Genomic DNA, 18,594 nt, shown 5'->3' with positions numbered 1-18,594 from the left:
ATACGCCACTCCCCCTAACCGGGCATCCTCGCCCCGACGCGTTTGCGACTCGGACGAGCGGGTAGAATGACCGTTTCATCGTGCGCACGGTTCGCCGACGCCGTGCGATGGACCGATCCGCTCCTCCGACGTCGATTTCATGTCCAACGCCTCAGCCCCCTCCTCCGCCGGAACACCGGCGCGCCACTACATCGGCCTGATGTCCGGTACCAGCATGGACGGCGTAGACGGGGTACTCGCGACATTCGCACCGCAACCCGAGGTTCTGGCGCACGTCCACCTGCCCTTTCCGGCACCGTTACGCGACGCCTTGTTCGCCTTGCAATCCCCCGGCGACAACGAAATCGACCGAGAAGCCCTCGCCGCGCAGGCGCTCGTCGTTGTCTATGCCGACTGCTGCACGGCATTGCTGCAGGAAACGGCGCTTCAGGCTGCGGACATTGTCGCCATCGGCGTCCATGGACAGACCATTCGTCATCGTCCTGAACGAGGCTATACGCGTCAACTGAACGACCCGTCGCGACTCGCCGAGCTGACCGGCATCGATGTAGTCGCCGATTTCCGCAGCCGCGATCTGGCGGCTGGGGGCCAAGGCGCACCGCTGGTGCCGGCATTTCACGCCGACGTTTTCGGCGCGCCGGGGCAGACGCGTGTGATCTGCAATATCGGCGGCATCAGCAATCTGTCGATCCTTCGCGGCAAGGACGAGGTGCACGGCTTCGACTGCGGTCCCGGCAACGCCTTGCTGGACGCGTGGGCGGAACGCACACTCGGGCGCCCCTACGATGAGGGCGGCCGACTGGCCGCGGCAGGAACCGTCGATGAGACCCTGCTGAAGCAGTTGCTCGATGAACCGTTTTTTTCGGCATCACCACCGAAGAGTACCGGTCGCGACCTGTTCAATACCGCCTGGCTCGACGGCAAATTGCAGGCATGGCGCGATGCGGGGATTGGCGACGCTGTCGACAAAGCGGAGCACGCCGCCGATATCCAAGCGACATTGACGGCATTGACCGCACGCACCATCGCCGAGGAAATCGCGATTCACGCACCGGGTTGCGACGCGGTCTATGTGTGCGGCGGCGGCGCGCACAACGAAACACTGATGCGCGCCTTGCGCACCGCCCTACGGGAGAAAGCCCCGTCGGTTGCGCACGTTGTCAGTACGCAAGCACTGGGCATGGACGTCGAACATGTGGAGGCATTGGCCTTTGCCTGGCTTGCGGCGCGATTCGGCCAACGCGCCCCGGGCAATCTCCCCGCCGTCACCGGCGCGCGCGGTCTTCGCGTACTGGGCGCGCTGTATCCACGCTAACGGCACCTACTCCAGAGCGGGATGGCGACCAAACACAAATGGCCCGATCCGCCTTTACGGCGTCCGGGCCATTCGCAATACCGCGCTACTTTATCGACCAGACGAAGACGCTTGTGCATCCTGTGCCTGATACGGTTCCGCCCCGTTCTTAGACCGAGAACGAGGAGCCACAGCCGCAGGTGGTGGTCGCGTTCGGATTCTTGATCACGAACTGCGCGCCGGTCAGATCGTCTTTATAGTCGATCTCGGCACCCACCAGGTATTGGTAGCTCATCGAATCGATCAGCAGCTGGACGCCATTCTTATCCATGACCGTGTCGTCTTCGTTCACTTCCTCGTCGAACGTGAAGCCGTACTGGAAGCCGGAGCAACCGCCGCCTTGCACGAACACGCGGAGCTTCAGATCCGGGTTGCCTTCCTCGTCGATCAGCTCCTTCACCTTGCTAGCTGCCGAATCGGTGAAGACAAGGAACGTCGGGGCGGGGGCAACGGCCACTTCAGCGACCGGCGTGTCTGTCACAGCATTCATTGATCTCTCCAGGGGGATACTGCTTGTTCTGTGGCGCGAGCCATGTGCATAGCCCCGATTTTAGTCCGAAGTGGCGAAACGCGGCGAATTGCACTGGTACACCTGCCAGCGACAGGGACTTGCCGCATCAGGAAAGCAACAGCGCGCAAGCATAAAACAAAAACGCCGCTGGATCTGCCAAAGGCATCCAACGGCGTTTTGCATGATAAGGCGGCGCGTATCCGAGGAAACTGCCGCCATATCGGCGGTCCTGAAACGAATTAACGCTTCGAGAACTGCTTTGCGCGACGTGCCTTGCGCAGACCAACCTTCTTACGTTCGACTTCACGTGCATCACGCGTCACGAAACCGGCAGCCGACAGGCTCGGCTTCAACGTCGCGTCATAGTCGATCAGTGCGCGGGTGATGCCGTGGCGCACTGCGCCGGCTTGACCCGTTTCACCGCCGCCATGGACGTTGACCTTGATGTCGAACTTTTCGAGGTTTCCCGTCAGTTCCAGCGGCTGGCGCACGACCATCAACGACGTCTCACGCGAGAAGTATTCGTTGATAGGCTTGTCGTTCACAACGACCTTGCCCGAACCCGACTTGATGAAGACACGGGCAACTGCGCTCTTGCGGCGGCCAGTGCCGTTATTCCAATTTCCGATCACGGTATAGGCTCCTTAGATCTCGAGCGCCTTCGGCTGTTGCGCCGAATGCGGATGCGTACCCTCGGCGTAGACCTTGAGCTTCTTGATCATCGCGTAACCGAGCGGACCCTTCGGGAGCATACCCTTCACCGCCTTTTCCAGCGCGCGGCCCGGGAAACGTTCTTGCATCTTGCCGAACGTCGTCTCGTAGATGCCGCCCGGGTAACCGGTGTGACGGAAGTACTTCTTGTCCGTCGTCTTCTTGCCGGTAACCTTCAACTTGCTGGCGTTGACGATAATGATGAAATCGCCGGTATCGACGTGAGGAGTAAATTCAGGCTTGTGCTTACCGCGCAAGCGGCGTGCCACTTCGCTGGCGACACGGCCGAGAACCTTATCCGTCGCGTCAATCACGTACCATTCGTGCGTGGCCGTTTCGGCCTTTGCAGAAAATGTCTTCATGACTGATCCAAATAAAAAAAAGCGCCCTTACGGCACCGCTTAAGGCGTGCGGAACTCTTATTGGATGACCCGGCCGATCGGCCCCGCCCTCCTCCGTTTCCCTGCGCCTGCAGCGGTGATGCCTTCGTTCCACGCCGCACGATCGAAAAACGATTGTCCAATCGGCGTGGTCGGCATGACTTGCCCGGTCTTGCAACCGTCCTTCCCGACGAGCTTTTATCGGGAGAGCCTGCGAGTATAGCGCACTTTTGGCAAAAGGAAGAGCGCCGCGGCAAACGAGAGCCCAGCGTCGTGGGTTTCGCGCGACCGTGGTCGGCAGGACGTCCCGCGGCATGTCGGGCGCGGACGCGACGCGAAAGATATGAGATCGGTAGAAACAGTCTCAGTTGACCGCGCAAAAAAATGCCCGGAAGGGAGCCCTCCGGGCAAATCCACCCACGCGACATTCGTCTGCAGCGGATGGAGGAGACAGGGAAAAGCGATAACGCGACGCGTGATGACGGCCATACAAGCGGGACTGTCGCAGGACGCGTGCCTGTTCGATTCACTATAGACGCCCTTCTCACCTATCGCAAGGAGCCGTTCGTCATATGAAAACGTCTTTCGCATTGCGAAAAATGCGACACTGAAACGAATGAACGAGATTGCCGCAAATTCATTGATTTGCAGCATTTCGGTCTCTCGATCGTCATAAACCCAGATAGAACAAGCACTTTCCCCTGACGTTTAGGGGGGCAATCATATGCCGTGAGCAAGCTATGATTTCTCCGGGGGTAGAATGCGCGTCTCAGAGGAGTGAAGCCAAGATGGAATGCAAGATCAGTTGGATGGGGCCCGAGGGCATGGCGTTCGCGGCCGAAACCGGTAGCGGACACTTGGTGACGATGGACGGCGCACCGGAAGGCGGTGGCCGTAACCTGTCGCCGCGGCCGATGGAAATGCTGTTGGTGGGAACCGGCGGCTGCACGGCCTACGATGTCGTGATGATCCTGAAGAAAAGCCGCCAGGACATCCACGATTGCAGCGTCAAGCTGACCGCCGAGCGCGCCAGTGAAGATCCGAAGATCTTCACGAAGATCCATTTTCATTTCACGGTGAGCGGCCGCAACCTCGACCCGTTGAAGGTCGAGCGCGCGATCAACCTGTCGCATGACAAGTATTGTTCGGCGTCGGTCATGCTCGGCAAGACCGCCGAGCTGAGCCATTCGTTCGACATCGTCGATAGCGCGGCAGCCTGATCGGTCCGATCGGCGCGGCGTGGCGCGGATCGTGCCACGCCGCGGCAAGATGAAAAACGCCCCGCGCATCCTTTCGGATGGCGGGGCGCTGAAAAAAGGGCAAAGTGTCCCGATAAGCCGGATTCTGTTCGCACCGCGAAGTGCGCGACAGCCATTCATCTAGACGCACCATTGCTGGTACGCTCGAGCTCCCTACCCGCAGACCGACGGGGGCCCCGTCGTGACACCGTTACCGATGACGTGCCTGCCTATTTGGAATTGCTCCGGGTGGAGGTTACCGTGCCGTCTGGGTCGCCCCAGCCGCGGTGCGCTCTTACCGCACCGTTTCACCCTTACCTGATCCGTGTCGCGCGAGCGCGCCACGGCCATCGGCGGTCTGTTCTCTGTTGCCCTGTTCCGCGTGTCGCCACGGATGGCCGTTAGCCATCACCCTGCCCTGTGGAGTCCGGACTTTCCTCCCCCTGCCCCCTTTCCCCGTCAACGTGTGACGATGAGAGACAACGCAGGCGGCGGCTGTCTGGAACACTTTGCGAAGCGGAGTGTAGCACGCGCGCCGATCAGACCAGCTTCCAACGCAACACTTCGCCAGCGCGCAGCGGCACTACCGCACTCTGATCGCTGCCATAGACAGCCGGCAGCGTCCACGATTCCCGACGCAGCGTCACCGTGTCGGTGTTGCGCGGCAAGTTGTAGAAATCGGGGCCGTTGAAGCTGGCGAACGCTTCCAGCTTGTCCAGCGCGCCCGCCTGCTCGAACGCTTCGGCATACAGCTCCATCGCATGCGGTGCCGTAAAGCACCCGGCACAGCCGCAGGCGTTTTCCTTCGTGTCCTGCTGGTGAGGCGCGCTGTCGGTGCCGAGGAAGAAACGCGCATTGCCCGACGTCGCCGCGGCCACCAGCGCCACGCGATGCGTCTCCCGCTTCAATACCGGCAGGCAGTAATAATGCGGACGGACACCGCCTGTGAAAATGGCGTTGCGGTTGTACAACAAATGCTGCGGCGTGATGGTCGCGGCCAGCGTCCCCGGCAATGCATCCGCCTCCAGCACATAGTCCGCAGCCTCGCGCGTCGTGATGTGCTCGAACACCACCTTCAACGCAGGATGGCGCTTGCGCAGCGGAATCATCACCTCGTCGATGAAGACGCGCTCGCGGTCGAACAGATCGATGTCCGCATGCGTCACCTCGCCGTGCACGAGCAATGGCAAACCGGCTTCCTGCATCGCATCCAGCGTTTTGCCGCACTTCGCGAGATCGGTGACGCCCGCATCCGAATTCGTCGTCGCGCCGGCCGGATACAGCTTCAGCGCATGGACGATGCCGCTGTCGCGCGCGCGGCGAATCTCTTCGGGCGGCGTGTTGTCGGTCAGATACAGCGTCATCAGCGGCGTGAACGCGGCGCCGGCCGGCAAGGCCGCGACGATCCGCTCGCGATAGGCCTGCGCCAGGGCCGTGGTCGTCACCGGCGGCCGCAGATTCGGCATGATGATCGCGCGACCGAATTGCCGCGCGGTATGCGGCAGCACTTCGGCCAGCATCACGCCGTCACGCACGTGCAGATGCCAGTCGTCGGGACGAACGATCGTCAAGGATTCCAACGTCGCGCCAGGCGCGGCGGACACAGACGGGGAAGCGGAGGCAGCTGCGGAAACGGCAGAGGTCATGATGGCGTCGATAAAAGAAGAATGCAAACTGCGGGAGAGTCTAATCGGTCGGGGCGGCGTGGGACATCCCCGTCGGCAGGCGCGGCACACGGTGTTGCCCGGTCGCCGCACTTCGGCTGTGACAGCCAAAATGACTTTTCTGGGAACTTTTAAGACAAACGTCGCAATGCTATGCTTGGCGCGTCGTCTGTTTGTGCATCACGCCATGCAGAAACGCGTCTATTGTACCGACGTCCACCTGCGACGGGCAGTTCGCACCGACGCTCGATGGCGTCCGACCGGGTCCATGCGCCATGGACCGCGCTTATTAGATTGCCGCGGCCCAGGGAGCCGCCAGCCTTATGTGTGAGCTTTTGGGTCTGAATTGCGCGACACCCACCGATGTCCGCTTCTCCTTTACCGGCTTTGCTGCGCGTGGCGGCATCACGGACCACCATGCAGATGGCTGGGGCATCGCTTTCTTCGAGGAAAAAGCCTGCCGGCTGTTCATCGATAACCAGTCGTCGTGCCAGTCGCCGGTCGCCGAATTGGTCAAGCGATATCCGATCAAATCAAAGAACACCATCGCGCATATTCGCAAGGCCACGCAGGGCGCGCCCTTGCTCGAAAACTGCCACCCCTTCATGCGCGAGCTGTGGGGACGGCATTGGATTTTCGCGCACAACGGCGATCTGAAGCAGTACTCACCCGATTTGACGGGCTTCTTTCAGCCGGTGGGCAGCACTGATAGCGAGCTGGCTTTCTGTGAAATGCTCGAAGGCCTGCGCCAGCGTTTCCCGAGCGAGCAGCCGCCGCTCGACGAACTATTCGATGCGGTGGCCGAGATCACCGCGCGCATCAGTCAGCACGGCACCTTCAATTTCCTGATGTCGAACGGCCAGGCGATGTTTGCGCATTGTTCGACGCATCTGCAATACCTCACTCGGCAATGGCCTTTCTCGACCGCCCATCTGGTGGACGAGGACATGTCGATCGATTTCGCGCAATACACCACGCCGGAAGATCGCGTCACCGTCATCGGCACACTGCCGCTGACGGACAACGAAGTGTGGACAGCGTTCGCCCCGGGTGACCTCTTTCTATTCCGCAACGGTGAGCGCATCGCGTCGCGCCGGCTGGCCGTCCCCGAAGCGGTTTTGGCCGTAGCGGCACGCCCACGCGAGCGCTATCCGTCCGAAGCCGCAGCGCTCCCGCGCGCCGCGTTGACCTTCCCGAGCACGACGCCGTTTCACCCGGTACTGACCCCCTGAAAAAGGCGGATGCGGTCGACGCCTGCCTGCGCGTCGCCGCCGCCGATCAATCGTCGCGCCGCGGCCACATCGACGCCGCTAAGTCTTCGAATCGATAAGACTTTTTCCCGCATTTACATTTTTTCCCTCAAGATCCTCCTTCGCCCGGCCGTTATCTTCATCATGCGCGCCGGCGTTGCCGGGCATGCGCGTCGAGCGCCCCGGCAGCCCGACATTTTTTCTTGTTACCGCACAGGACGCTGTCATGGATGTGACGAACGCCTCTTCCACCGCCGCCACCACGGCGAGCGTGGCGGCCGGCAAACGCAAGGACGTCGACGCGAAAGCGGCGTCGTCTTCTGCCGCGCCGTCGCATCATGCCGCGCCTGCCAGTAGCAAGGTGTCGCTGTCGTCGGCAGCCAAGGCGGCACACGAGTCGGACCAACAGCGCAAGGCGGCCGAGACGGCAAGCGGATCGAAGGCAGCCGACAAGGCGACCGGCACGACCGTCGGCGTCAAGTCGGAAAACGATGCCGCGGTCGCCGAGGAAAAAAAGGCAGCGGATGCCGCCGCGGATGCCAAGGACGCCTCCGCCGTGAAATCCCTCGCCTACGGGGCACTGGGACTGCAGAGTCCGGAAGAAGCACAGAAGAATTCCGACCATTGGTATTCGGCCGGCAAATGGGTGGGCGCAGCCCTGACAGTAGGCGGGATCGTTTCGCTGTTGCTGTAAAACAAGACATCGGATCGCGGCACGCTGTCCCCAGCCCACACTTGATATAGGACATATCATGCGTAAGCTCGCGTTGATCATCGGCGTCGTTGCGGCGCTCGGCACACAGGGATGTGCCACGAATTTCCAGACCTTCCTGACCGGTGCGGTCGTCGGCGGCGCGCTTGTCGGCGCCTCGCAATGTTCCCGCTTCTGCTACTGAGGCAGATAAAGACAAAGGGCCGCGAGTAGGGTTCGGCGCTTGGCCTTGCCCTGCTCGCGGCCCCCTCTGCCGCGCTGTCTTAAGGTCGTGTCAGTGCAGGATCTTCGCCAGGAAGTCCTTGGCGCGATCCGACTTCGGACTGTCGAAGAACGCTTCCTTACGGTCGTCCTCGACGATCAACCCCCGATCCATGAAGATGACGCGATGCGCGACCTTGCGCGCGAAACCCATTTCGTGGGTCACGCACATCATCGTCATGCCTTCCTGCGCCAGCTCGACCATCACGTCGAGCACTTCATTGATCATTTCAGGATCGAGCGCCGACGTCGGTTCGTCGAACAACATCGCGATCGGGTCCATGCACAATGCGCGCGCAATCGCCACGCGCTGCTGCTGACCGCCGGACATCTGTCCCGGAAACTTATCCGCATGCGATCGCAGGCCCACACGGTCCAGCAGCTTCAGCGCTTTCTGCGTCGATTCGTCCTTGCCTCGGCCAAGCACTTTCATCTGCGCGAGCGTCAGATTCTGCGTGATCGACAGATGCGGAAACAACTCGAAGTGTTGGAACACCATGCCCACGCGCGCGCGCAGCTTCGACAGGTTGGTCTTTTTGTCCGTCACCGATACGCCATCGATCAGGATCTCGCCCTTTTGAATCGGCTCCAGGCCATTGACGGTCTTGATCAGTGTGGACTTGCCGGAACCGGACGGACCGCACACCACCACCACTTCCCCTTTCTTCACTTCCGTCGTGCAGTCGGTCAGCACTTGAAACTGACCATACCACTTCGACACGTCCTTCATTACGATCATCTGCTCACCCCTTTTTGCATCCGTTTGACGAGCGTCGACGCGATTACCGAAACCACGAAGTAGCATGCGCCAGCAAACAATACCATTTCGACCATCGTACCGTCGCGGTCGCCAATATTGGTGGAGGTACGGAAGAAATCGGCCAGGCCGATCACGTACACCAACGACGTATCCTGGAACAACACGATCCCCTGCGTCAGCAACAACGGCACCATCGCACGGAAGGCTTGCGGCAACACCACATAGCGCATCGATTGCGTGTACGTCAGCCCGAGCGCCGAAGAAGCCTGCACCTGTCCTCGCGCCACGCTCTGCACGCCGGCCCGGATAATCTCGGAATAATACGCGGCCTCGAACAAGGAGAACGCGGTCAAGGCCGAGACGAAGCGGATATCGACCGACGGCGACAGACCGAAGAACGACTGCAACAGTTGCGGCACCAACAGGAAGAACCACAACAGCACCATCAGCAGCGGGATGGAGCGGAACAAGGTGACGTAGATCGTCGCGAACCACGCCAAGGGCTTCACCGGCGACAGTCGCAGCAGCGCGAGAACCGTCCCCCAAAGGATGCCGATGACAATGGCACACACGGTGATCTCGAACGTCACGATGGCGCCATGCCATAGCGTATTGAACGACGCCGGAATCGAAGACCAATCGAATTCGTGATGCATCACTTGCCTCCCAGATAGCCAGGCAGCCGCGTGCGCTTTTCGATCCAGCGCATGAACGACATCACGATCATATTGATCAGGAAATACGCGAACGTCACGACGATGAACGACTCGTACGGCTGCGCCGTGTAATCGACAAGTTGACGAGCCTGCGCCGACAACTCAAGAAGACCGATCGTCGATGCCACGGCGGAGTTCTTGAAGATGTTCAAGAATTCGGACGTCAATGGCGGCACGATAATCCGGAATGCCACCGGCAGCAGCACATGGCGATAAGCCTGCGGCTGCGTCAGGCCCAAGGCGTAGGCGGCATTACGTTGGCCGCGCGGCAAGGCCTGGATGCCGGAACGCACCTGTTCGCACACCCGCGCTCCGGTAAAAAGCCCGAGGCAGATGATGCTGGAGGAGAAAAACTGGACGGTGGGATCCAACTGTTTGAACCAATCACCCCATGCCTTCGGCAACAGTTCCGGAATGACCAGATACCAGATAAAAAATTGAACGATCAATGGGATGTTACGAAACACCGCCACGTAGATCGTGCCAATGGCAGGAAGCCATCTGCCCTGGACGGTCCGCAACACGCCGAAAAACGACCCGCAGATCAGCGCCACGATCCATGCCGCGATCGACAGCTCCACGGTGACTGCCAATCCCGACAGCATCCACCCGAGGTAGGTGGTGGGCTCGCCGGTGGAAACCGGGCTCGTCAGGACGCCCCAGTTCCAGTGATAAGCCATGGTGAACTCCAGAACAAGAAAAAACCGGTTTGCTAACGCAAATCGTACACATACAGCAAGATAGACGCGCGTGATACATAACAAAAAGCCCGCAGCGCGCGGGCCCTTCCATTGTCCTTGATCCAGTCCGTCAGAACACGGTCACAATGGATGCGAATTTTCCGAATTGCTGCCAGTCACCGCAAGCGGAACTTTACACGAGTGTAAGCTGCCTGCAACGCTGGCAAAAACAATTTATTGGAATGCCTTGTCGTTCGGTGCCTTGAACAGGGTCTTCATATCGTCGCTCAACGCGAAATTCAGGTTCAAGCCCTTCGGCGGGATCGGTTGTTCGAACCAGTTGTGATACCACTTCATTGCTTCGCCATCGGTTTCGGCCTTCGCCACGACCTTGTCGGTCAATGCCTTGAAGCCTGCATCATCCTTGCGGACCATGCAACCGTATGCTTCGTTCGACTGCGGCTTGCCGACGATGACCCAGTTGTCCGGCTTCTTCGCCTTCGCACGTTCACCCGCGAGCAGCGCGTCATCCATCATGAACGCGACCGCACGGCCCGTTTCCAGCGTCAGGAAGGAATCGCCATGGTCCTTGGCGCTGATGATACGCATGCCCATGTTCTGGTCGGCGTTCATCTTGCGCAGCAATGCTTCAGACGTCGTACCGGCCGTCGTCACGACGTTCTTGCCCTTCAGGTCGGCGAAATCCTTGACGCCCGAGTCCTTGGCCGTCAACAGGCGCGTACCGATCACGAAGAACGTATCCGAGAAGGCCACCTGCTTCTGACGGTCGAGATTGTTCGTGGTCGAACCGCATTCGAAATCGATCGTACCGTTTTGCAGCAGGGAGATCCGATTCTGCGATGTGATCGGAATCATCTTGACCTGCAGATTCGGCAGGTTCAGTTCCTTCTTCACTTCCGCGACGATCGCGTTGGAGAAGTCCTGTGCGTAGCCAACGACTTGTTGCTTGTCATCGTAGTACGAGAAAGGAATCGACGACTCGCGGTGTCCCACCGTGATGATGCCGTCCTTCTTGATCTTATCCAGCGTGGCACTAGACTGCGCAAAAGCGCTTCCCGTCATGACGCCCAAAACACACATTGCGAGCGCGATTTTCGTGATTTTCATTGTCCTGATCCCCTTGCGGTGTGTCGATCCTGCTGTTCGCGAATAGATGTTTCGCCTTCGTAGACAAGCGTTGCCGCGTCTGCAGCGCGCTGTGAAACATCTCCTCGCACATGGTCGCCTTGCTTTTGCCTGACGAACGCACTGCATTTATATAACAACACGCCCTGCACCCGCAACGAGTTCACAACGTTCGACCTTAAAAAACCCGTATGACGTGCGCATTAAAAAGCCCGTGCGACCGGGTTTCTCGGTCGCACGGGCTATCTACGTGATCTATCTCAACAAGACGCTGGCCCGCGCAAGTTGCAGCACGCATGCAACACTGTCCCGCATTGCACCGTCGCATGCAAACGCTCGCCTACATCGCATCAGGGATACAGACCGCGCATCTCGCGTGCTTGCAGAATACGGGTGCAGGCAACGATATAGGCGGCGGTCCGCATCGTGACCGATTTCTCCTGCGATACTTGCCAGACGGCGGAAAAGGCCTCGCGCATGATGCGCTCCAGGCGCCGATTGATTTCGTCTTCGTCCCAGAAGAAACTGGAGAAATCCTGCACCCATTCGAAATAGCTGACGGTCACACCACCGGCATTGGCAACCACGTCCGGGACGACCAACACACCGTTCGCGTGCAGGATGTCGTCGGCGGCGGGCGTCGTCGGGCCGTTCGCGCCTTCGACGACGATGCGCGTCTTGATCTGATGCGCATTCTGCTCGGTGATCTGTCCTTCGAGCGCCGCCGGAATCAGGATATCGGTTTCGATCTGCCAGAACGCGTCGCGCTCCCGCAGCACTTCGATACCGGCAGCGGCACCCGCCGCTTCGGCAAAGCCTGCGACGCCGCGATGTTGCTCGACATGCGCGGCCAGGGCCCGTGCGTCGAGACCATTCGGCGCATACAGCGTGCCGGTGTGATCCTGTACCGCAATGATTTTTGCGCCGGCATCCTGGAACAGCCGCGCCGCCACGCCACCGACGTTACCGAAGCCCTGCACCGCCACGCGCGCGCCGGCCAGATTCAGCCCGATCTTGGCAGCGGCTTCGCCGGCGACGACGAAGACGCCGCGCCCCGTCGCATCGCGACGTCCCAGACTGCCGCCCAGGGAAATCGGCTTGCCGGTGACGACGCCGGTTGCCGTATGACCCTGGTTGACCGAGTACGTGTCCATCATCCACGCCATGATCTGCTCGTTCGTGTTCACGTCCGGCGCGGGGATATCGGTATTCGGTCCGATGATATTGTTGATTTCGCTGGTGTAGCGGCGCGTCATGCGCTCCAGTTCGCCACGCGAGAGATTGCGCGGGTCCACGCGGATACCGCCCTTCGCGCCGCCATACGGCACGTTGACGGTGGCGTTCTTGACCGACATCCAGGCCGCCAGCGACATCACTTCGCTCAGCGTCACGTCCTGGTGGAACCGCACGCCGCCCTTGCCCGGTCCGCGCGACACATTGTGCTGGACGCGGTAGCCCTCGAAGTGGGCAATGGTGCCATTGTCGAGTTCGATCGGCACATCGACGATCATGATGCGCTTAGGTCGCTTCAGCGTCTCGACCCAGCGGCTCAATGTGCCCAGATAGGGCGTGACACGATCGACCTGTTCGAGATAACTGCCCCAGGGACCCAAGTTTTCCGCGCTCAGATACGAGGGGGTGCGATGACCTTCTGACATGGCGGCTGCTCCGCTTAAGTAGATGATGAATTGCACTCTATGACTGCCGAAAAGCCGTTGCAAATGCCGAAGCGTCATCTATCCATGCATTTTTTGCATAACCTCTGAAAAGCATTACAAAACAAGCTTCTACAGCGCCACGTCGGCACGACATACCCTCTCTATCGTCACTGATCATTACGACAAATCCGCCTAACGTTGGCGTAAAAATCGGTAAATGCACCCCTTGCGCGAAAAACCGCCGATACGAGGCCAAGCCGATCGCGTCGCGCGATCAGAGATTTTCCGGCTCGTCGAGCAGGGTTTGTGCGGCGTCCCAGACGGCGTCGCGCAATGCCCGACGTTGCCCGTCGACATCGGCCAGCGTGTCGCGATAGAGCCGAATTTCCATCGTGAGCGTCCACGGTCCCGCCGTCTCGCTGCTACCGGGAATGTCGTCGAGCGGGACGAGGCGACCGTCCGTCAGCGCATCCGCGGCCGCACTCGCCGGCAAAAAGGCGATGCCATGGCCGGCAATCGCCATCACTTTCAGGCCTTCCGCCATATCGGTCTCATAGATCCGATCCAGATACAAAGGCTGCGTGGCGCGCGACAGCAGCACTTCGGTCATCCGGCCGAGGTATGCGTCAGGCGCATAGGCCAGATAAGGAACCGGCGCCTCTATTTTGCCCGGCAGCGTAAATCGCGGGGTCGCCGCCTGCGCAGGCGAGCGTGGCGCGCAGAACGGGCCGATCGTTTCCTGGCCCAGCGTCAATTGCGCATAGCGGCGCGGATCGAGGGCCACCGGATGACTCGGATGGTGATAGCCCATGATCAGATCACAGCCCCCTTCCGTCAGCGTCAGCACTGCGTCATGCACGTTCAACGCCCGCAAACGCGCATGCAGCGGACCGGACGGCCGCCGCCCCGCCCCATTCGCCTCGGTCGACGCTGGCGTCGGCGTCGGATGGCGCGCGAGCAAGGCATCGATACGGCGGATCCATTGCGGAAAAAACGTCAGCGACAGCGTATGCGGGACCGCGAAGTCCAAGGTGGTGGCGCTCATCACGCCCTGCCCTCGGAGCAGCGTGCGCGCCTCACGTGCCTGATTAAGCAGCGCCAGCGCCTGCGCATGAAAGATATTGCCGGCTTGCGTGAGGCGCGTGGGATAGCCGGAACGATCGATCAGTTCCGCGCCCAGCCAGGCTTCCAAGGCCTGGATGCGCCGCGAGAACGCCGGTTGCGTCACATGCCGCAGCGCCGCCGAGCGGCTGAAGCTGCGGGTTTCCGCCAGCGAGATAAAGTCCTCGAGCCATTTGGTTTCCATCGCGTGTCAGTCCGGTGCCACGTCATTCGAGTTCATCGTGCGATTGCAGGCGCCACATCTCGGCATACGGTCCGTTTGCCGCCAGCAAGCTCGCATGCGTGCCGCGCTCGACCACGCGGCCCGCATCCATCACGAGGATCTGCTGCGCATTCACCACGGTAGACAGGCGGTGGGCGATCACCAGCGTCGTCCTGCCGCGCGCCACTCGGTCCAGCGCCTGCTGGATCGCACGTTCCGCACGGGAATCGAGCGCCGACGTCGCTTCGTCGAGAATCAGGATCGGCGGATTTTTCAGTAGCGTCCGAGCGATCGCGACCCGCTGCTTCTCTCCGCCCGACAGCTTCAGTCCCCGCTCTCCTACCGGCGTATCGTACCCCTTGGGCAGGCTTTCGATGAACGCATGGATCTGCGCATCGCGCGCCGCGGCGAACACTTCTTCGCGGCTGGCGTCCGGGCGACCATAGGCGATGTTGTAGTAGATCGTATCGTTGAACAGCACGGTGTCCTGCGGCACGATGCCGATCGCCGCGCGCAGCGACTGTTGGCGGACCGAGCGGATATCCTGGCCGTCCACGGTGATACGGCTGCCGACCTCGGCATCGTAAAAGCGGAACAACAGTCGCGCCAACGTCGACTTGCCGGAACCGCTATGTCCGACGATCGCCGTGGTGGTTCCCGCCGGCACGGTGAAGTCCACATCGTGCAGGATGGTGCGATCGGCTTGATAGGCGAATCGCACATGGTCGAAGACGACGGTGGCGCCCAATGGGCCGTGCAAGGCCAGCGCTGGCGCATTCGGCGCATCGGCGACTTCACGCTGCTCGCCGGTCAGCGTGAACATCCGGTCCATATCCGCCAGCGCCTGCTTCAACTCCCGATAGATCACGCCGAGGAAGTTCAGCGGGACATATAACTGCAGCATGAAGGTGTTGATCAGCACCAGATCGCCCAAGGTCTGGCGCCCGGCCATCACCTGGGTGGTGGCGTGCCACAGAATCAGCACCAGGCCGACCGAGATGATCACCTGCTGCCCGAAGTTCAGCATCGATAGGGTCTTCTGCGATTTGACCGCCGCGGCACGGTAGCGCCGAAGATAGGTATCGTAGCGATCGGCCTCGAAGGCCTCGTTGCCGAAATACTTCACCGTCTCGTAATTCAGCAGCGAATCGATGGCCCGCGTGCTGGCCTGCGATTCGAACTCGTTGACCGAGCGACGCAAGGCCGTGCGCCAGGCGCTGACCTTGACCGTGAACGCGACGTAGGCGAGCAGTGCAAGAATCGTCACCAGCGCGTAGTAGACCTCGTAACGCGTGATGAAGATGACGATGACCAGCGTGATTTCGATCAAGGTCGGCAGGATGCTGTACAGCGAATACTGCAGCACCTGCTGAATGCCGCGCGTGCCGCGATCGATATCTCGCGTCATGCCGCCGGTCTGCCGATCCAAATGGAAACGCAGCGACAAGCCGTGCAGATGCCGGAACACCTGCAAGGCGATATCGCGCACCACCTGTTCGGTGACGCGGGCGAACAACAACTCGCGCAATTCGGTAAAGAGCGAGGTGGAGAGACGCACCACCGCGTAAGCGAGCACCAGGATGCCAATGCCGCCGGCAAGGATGATCATCGGCGAATGGGCTTGTTGCCCGGCGGCCACCAGCGTATGCGACGCGGAGAGTCGATCGACGATCATTTTCAACAGCAGCGGCACGCCGAGGTTCGCCACCTTGGCCAGGATCAGGCAGCTGAGGGCCAGCGTGATGCGCACGGAAAACCCCGACAGATAGGGCAACAGCGCCTTCAAGGTCTGGACATCCCGTTGGGGCGCATTCACGGCGGGCGCGGCATCGGTCGGATAGGAAGCGGAACGGCGCATGGAACGTAAGCGAGGCGAGAAAAAAGCGGGAATCGGAGGGGAAATCGCGGCGGACTTACAATAGCGGGCGGTCCGTCATTTGCATCGACAGCCCGCATCTTACAGAACGGCTTTCCATTCAGACCACACGATGACCGAACAATTCAATGCCGCGCCCGACGCCGGCCCGGGCGATGCCCACGGTACGCCGCCCGTCACGGGGTCTTCCGGCAACCCCGCCACCGTGCCGCATGCGGGCAGCGATGAGACGGAGGGCTTTCCGCCGCACCGTGCCACGAGCCAACCGACGCTGCGCGTGATGGCCCGGCCATCGGACGCCAATATCTATGGCGACGTCTTCGGCGGCTGGATCATGTCGCATGTCGATATCGCCGCCTCGCTGGTGGCCGCACGGCGCGCCAATGGGCGCGTCGTCACTGTCGCCGTCAATTCCTTCGTCTTCAAGCAACCGGTCTTTGTCGGCGATCTACTCAGCTTCTATGCCGACGTGGTCCGGACCGGTCGCACCTCGATGACGATCGATGTCGAGGTTTTCGCGCAGCGCATGCACGCCCCGAACAACGTGGTCCGCGTCACCGAGGCCACGCTGACCTTTGTCGCCACCGGCGACGACCGACGGCCGCGTCCGCTGCCGCCCCAATAAAGCAAGGGCGGCGCGCTGCGGCGTTCAGGAGGCCAGGCCGAACTCCCGCAACGCCGGCACGAAGTCGTGATTGGGCTTGGGTTTGCGCGCTAATTTGGCCAGCGCATAACGCTGAAAACGGGATAACGCCGACCATTGCGCCACGCTCAGCGGCGCGGCGCCGGCGAAACCGCACTGTGCCTGGACCGTGTCCGGCACGACATCGGACGCGTCGCCGGGCATCGGCTGCAATGGCGGCACGCGTTCCACCGGTTCGCGCAGGTCGCGCGCGGCGAGCGTCGCCAGAAACGTCTCGAAGGCCGACGACGGCGCAGACGAATCGGCTTCCGCATCCGGCACCGGGTGTGCCGCCAGGGCGACGCGATCGCTATAAGGAAGTGCCTGCCACTGCGCGAGCGACAGACGCCAGCCGCCGCGGTCGAGATGAAACCGCACGCTCAGTGGAATATAGGTGAAGTCCTCGCACGACGGCTGTTCGAAGGCAAACAGCTGCGGCGCATTGGCGGGACGTTCAGGATGATCTTGGCTGTTCATCCCCTCACGATAGCATGATCGCCGCAGGCTATGGCATGCTGAGGCGGAGACGGTCAGGGCACTGTACCGCGTAAGAAAGGCGGTACAGCGATTGCGCACCGGTTCGCGCGGGGCGATGTCGACCGGAATGTCGCATCATAGCGTTTGGCGGCCGCGTGGGACGATCCCCGCGCTGCGCGGCGCCGCTGACGGCACGCGCCCGCTCCGCCGCGCATGGCATCCATGGCCCGACTCGACGTTTCGATCGTCGTTTGGCCCCGACCCGAGACAGGCAGCATGATCAAATCCGATCCCAGCGAAAGCGATCCCTCCCCCAGCACCGGGTGGCGGGCACTGGACGTGGCCCGGCATCGCGGGGGCGTGGCACAGGCGGCCCAGGACGACATCGCGGAAGAATGGCCGGTCGCCCTGGTCTACAACGGCATTTCGCACGCGGTCATGATGACCACGCCGCGCGACCTGGAAGCGTTCGCGGTCGGATTTTCCCTGAGCGAAGGCATCATTCGCGATGCGGCCGATATCCGGGATATCGAGACGACCTTTTATGAAGAGAGCGCCGAAGTCCATATCGACATTCTCCAGTCGGCGTTCGTCGGCCTGAAAGAGAAGCGGCGCGCCATGGCGGGACGCACCGGCTGTGGCGTCTGCGGCATCGAAAGTCTCGATCTGCTGGATCTCGATCCGGAGCCGATCGACACGTGTCGATCCCGACACCACGGCAATGCGGCGAATGCCGCCGCCACATCGGAATCGCCACCGCTCGCCACCGATGTGTCCGACGTCGCCATCCAACGCGCGGCAGGCGCCTTGCGGGCGCATCAACATCTGATGCGGCGGACCGGCGGCGTCCATGCCGCCGCATGGTGCAGTCCCGACGGCGACCTGCTCGCCGTGTTCGAGGACGTCGGTCGGCATAACGCGATGGACAAGTTGATCGGGCGACTGGCGCTTGATCGCGTCGACTTCGGTTCGGGCTTTGTGTTTTTGTCGAGCCGGGGCAGCTATGAGTTGGTGCGTAAAGCGGCGCGGATGCATATCCCCATGCTGGCAACGATATCGGCGCCCACGACGTTGGCGGTCCGCATCGCGCGACAAGCCGGCGTGCGTCTGGCCAGCTTCTGCCGCGACGACGGCTTTGTCGACTACACCGCCGTGCCCGGCGCCAATCTGCCGGCCGGATGAAGATTGACCGCG

Annotated in this window: 19 protein-coding genes and 1 other RNA gene; 7 read left to right on the top strand and 13 right to left on the bottom strand. The window is 61.3% G+C overall.

All coding sequences use genetic code 11. The features are described 5' to 3' along the window. Positions 1–139: 139 nt before the first annotated feature. The gene (locus ABEG21_RS04275; protein ID WP_347556028.1) at positions 140–1,315 is read left to right on the top strand and encodes an anhydro-N-acetylmuramic acid kinase; all 1,176 of its coding nucleotides are present in this window, start codon (positions 140–142) and stop codon (positions 1,313–1,315) included. Between the two features lie 148 nt (positions 1,316–1,463). On the opposite strand, the gene erpA is transcribed toward ABEG21_RS04275, so the two are convergent. The 3 genes from erpA to rplM form a co-directional block, all read right to left on the bottom strand. Next, positions 1,464–1,844, bottom strand: a complete 381-nt coding sequence (gene erpA, locus ABEG21_RS04270) for an iron-sulfur cluster insertion protein ErpA (protein WP_347556027.1) — start codon at positions 1,842–1,844, stop codon at positions 1,464–1,466. Between the two features lie 260 nt (positions 1,845–2,104). Next, entirely contained in the window at positions 2,105–2,497 is a 393-nt protein-coding gene (rpsI, locus tag ABEG21_RS04265; protein WP_347556026.1) for a 30S ribosomal protein S9, read from the bottom strand. A 12-nt stretch (positions 2,498–2,509) separates the two neighbouring features. Further along, on the bottom strand, positions 2,510–2,938 hold the full coding sequence (rplM, locus tag ABEG21_RS04260; RefSeq protein WP_347556025.1) for a 50S ribosomal protein L13: 429 nt from the start codon (positions 2,936–2,938) through the stop codon (positions 2,510–2,512). Between the two features lie 806 nt (positions 2,939–3,744). On the opposite strand from rplM, the gene ABEG21_RS04255 reads away from it, so the two are divergent. After that, positions 3,745–4,176, top strand: coding sequence for an OsmC family protein (locus tag ABEG21_RS04255; protein ID WP_347556024.1), 432 nt, complete (start codon positions 3,745–3,747; stop codon positions 4,174–4,176). Between the two features lie 97 nt (positions 4,177–4,273). Here the strand turns inward: ABEG21_RS04255 and rnpB are convergent. Then, positions 4,274–4,705: RNase P RNA component class A (rnpB, locus tag ABEG21_RS04250), an RNA gene on the bottom strand. 28 nt (positions 4,706–4,733) lie between these two features. Then, complete coding sequence (pyrC, locus tag ABEG21_RS04245; protein ID WP_347556617.1) at positions 4,734–5,798, bottom strand: dihydroorotase; 1,065 nt, start codon at positions 5,796–5,798, stop codon at positions 4,734–4,736. 383 nt (positions 5,799–6,181) lie between these two features. Here pyrC and ABEG21_RS04240 point away from each other — a divergent pair, with 383 nt between their 5' ends. The 3 genes from ABEG21_RS04240 (at position 6,182) to ABEG21_RS04230 (ending at position 8,004) form a co-directional block, all read left to right on the top strand. Then, the gene (locus ABEG21_RS04240; protein ID WP_347556023.1) at positions 6,182–7,090 is read left to right on the top strand and encodes a class II glutamine amidotransferase; all 909 of its coding nucleotides are present in this window, start codon (positions 6,182–6,184) and stop codon (positions 7,088–7,090) included. 244 nt (positions 7,091–7,334) lie between these two features. Further along, a complete protein-coding gene (locus ABEG21_RS04235; RefSeq protein WP_347556022.1) occupies positions 7,335–7,802 on the top strand; it encodes a hypothetical protein in 468 nt (155 codons plus the stop codon). A gap of 58 nt (positions 7,803–7,860) precedes the next feature. Continuing rightward, on the top strand, positions 7,861–8,004 hold the full coding sequence (locus ABEG21_RS04230; RefSeq protein ID WP_347556021.1) for a hypothetical protein: 144 nt from the start codon (positions 7,861–7,863) through the stop codon (positions 8,002–8,004). 90 nt (positions 8,005–8,094) lie between these two features. Here ABEG21_RS04230 and ABEG21_RS04225 read toward each other — a convergent pair whose 3' ends face one another. From ABEG21_RS04225 to ABEG21_RS04195, 7 genes are all read right to left on the bottom strand, one after another. Then, a complete protein-coding gene (locus ABEG21_RS04225; RefSeq protein WP_347556020.1) occupies positions 8,095–8,820 on the bottom strand; it encodes an amino acid ABC transporter ATP-binding protein in 726 nt (241 codons plus the stop codon). Further along, a complete protein-coding gene (gene gltK, locus ABEG21_RS04220) occupies positions 8,817–9,497 on the bottom strand; it encodes a glutamate/aspartate ABC transporter permease GltK (RefSeq protein WP_347556019.1) in 681 nt (226 codons plus the stop codon). The genes ABEG21_RS04225 and gltK overlap by 4 nt, the downstream gene beginning before the upstream one ends. Continuing rightward, positions 9,497–10,237, bottom strand: a complete 741-nt coding sequence (locus tag ABEG21_RS04215) for an amino acid ABC transporter permease (RefSeq protein WP_347556018.1) — start codon at positions 10,235–10,237, stop codon at positions 9,497–9,499. Before ABEG21_RS04215 ends, gltK begins: the two co-directional genes overlap by 1 nt. A 234-nt stretch (positions 10,238–10,471) precedes the next feature. After that, positions 10,472–11,365 (bottom strand): glutamate/aspartate ABC transporter substrate-binding protein, encoded by an 894-nt coding sequence (locus tag ABEG21_RS04210; RefSeq protein ID WP_347556017.1) that lies wholly within the window; start codon positions 11,363–11,365, stop codon positions 10,472–10,474. Positions 11,366–11,733: 368 nt separating this feature from the next. After that, positions 11,734–13,041 carry a Glu/Leu/Phe/Val dehydrogenase gene (locus ABEG21_RS04205; protein ID WP_347556016.1) on the bottom strand — a complete coding sequence of 436 codons (1,308 nt, stop codon included), beginning with the start codon at positions 13,039–13,041 and terminating at the stop codon, positions 11,734–11,736. 274 nt (positions 13,042–13,315) lie between these two features. Beyond that, the gene (locus ABEG21_RS04200; protein ID WP_347556015.1) at positions 13,316–14,347 is read right to left on the bottom strand and encodes a LysR family transcriptional regulator; all 1,032 of its coding nucleotides are present in this window, start codon (positions 14,345–14,347) and stop codon (positions 13,316–13,318) included. A gap of 22 nt (positions 14,348–14,369) precedes the next feature. Beyond that, entirely contained in the window at positions 14,370–16,223 is a 1,854-nt protein-coding gene (locus tag ABEG21_RS04195; RefSeq protein WP_347556014.1) for an ABC transporter ATP-binding protein/permease, read from the bottom strand. Positions 16,224–16,521: 298 nt separating this feature from the next. On the opposite strand from ABEG21_RS04195, the gene ABEG21_RS04190 reads away from it, so the two are divergent. Continuing rightward, positions 16,522–16,866 (top strand): acyl-CoA thioesterase, encoded by a 345-nt coding sequence (locus tag ABEG21_RS04190; RefSeq protein WP_347556616.1) that lies wholly within the window; start codon positions 16,522–16,524, stop codon positions 16,864–16,866. A gap of 24 nt (positions 16,867–16,890) precedes the next feature. On the opposite strand, the gene ABEG21_RS04185 is transcribed toward ABEG21_RS04190, so the two are convergent. After that, entirely contained in the window at positions 16,891–17,400 is a 510-nt protein-coding gene (locus ABEG21_RS04185; protein ID WP_347556013.1) for a nitrate reductase associated protein, read from the bottom strand. Between the two features lie 276 nt (positions 17,401–17,676). Between ABEG21_RS04185 and ABEG21_RS04180 the strand changes: the two genes are divergently transcribed. Beyond that, positions 17,677–18,582 (top strand): formate dehydrogenase accessory sulfurtransferase FdhD, encoded by a 906-nt coding sequence (locus tag ABEG21_RS04180; protein WP_347556012.1) that lies wholly within the window; start codon positions 17,677–17,679, stop codon positions 18,580–18,582. Positions 18,583–18,594: the final 12 nt, after the last annotated feature.

Source organism: Robbsia sp. KACC 23696, from assembly GCF_039852015.1.
GTDB lineage: Bacteria > Pseudomonadota > Gammaproteobacteria > Burkholderiales > Burkholderiaceae > Robbsia.
The sequence above is the reverse complement of the archived record's forward strand: the minus strand, read 5'-3'. Positions and strand labels throughout refer to the sequence as shown.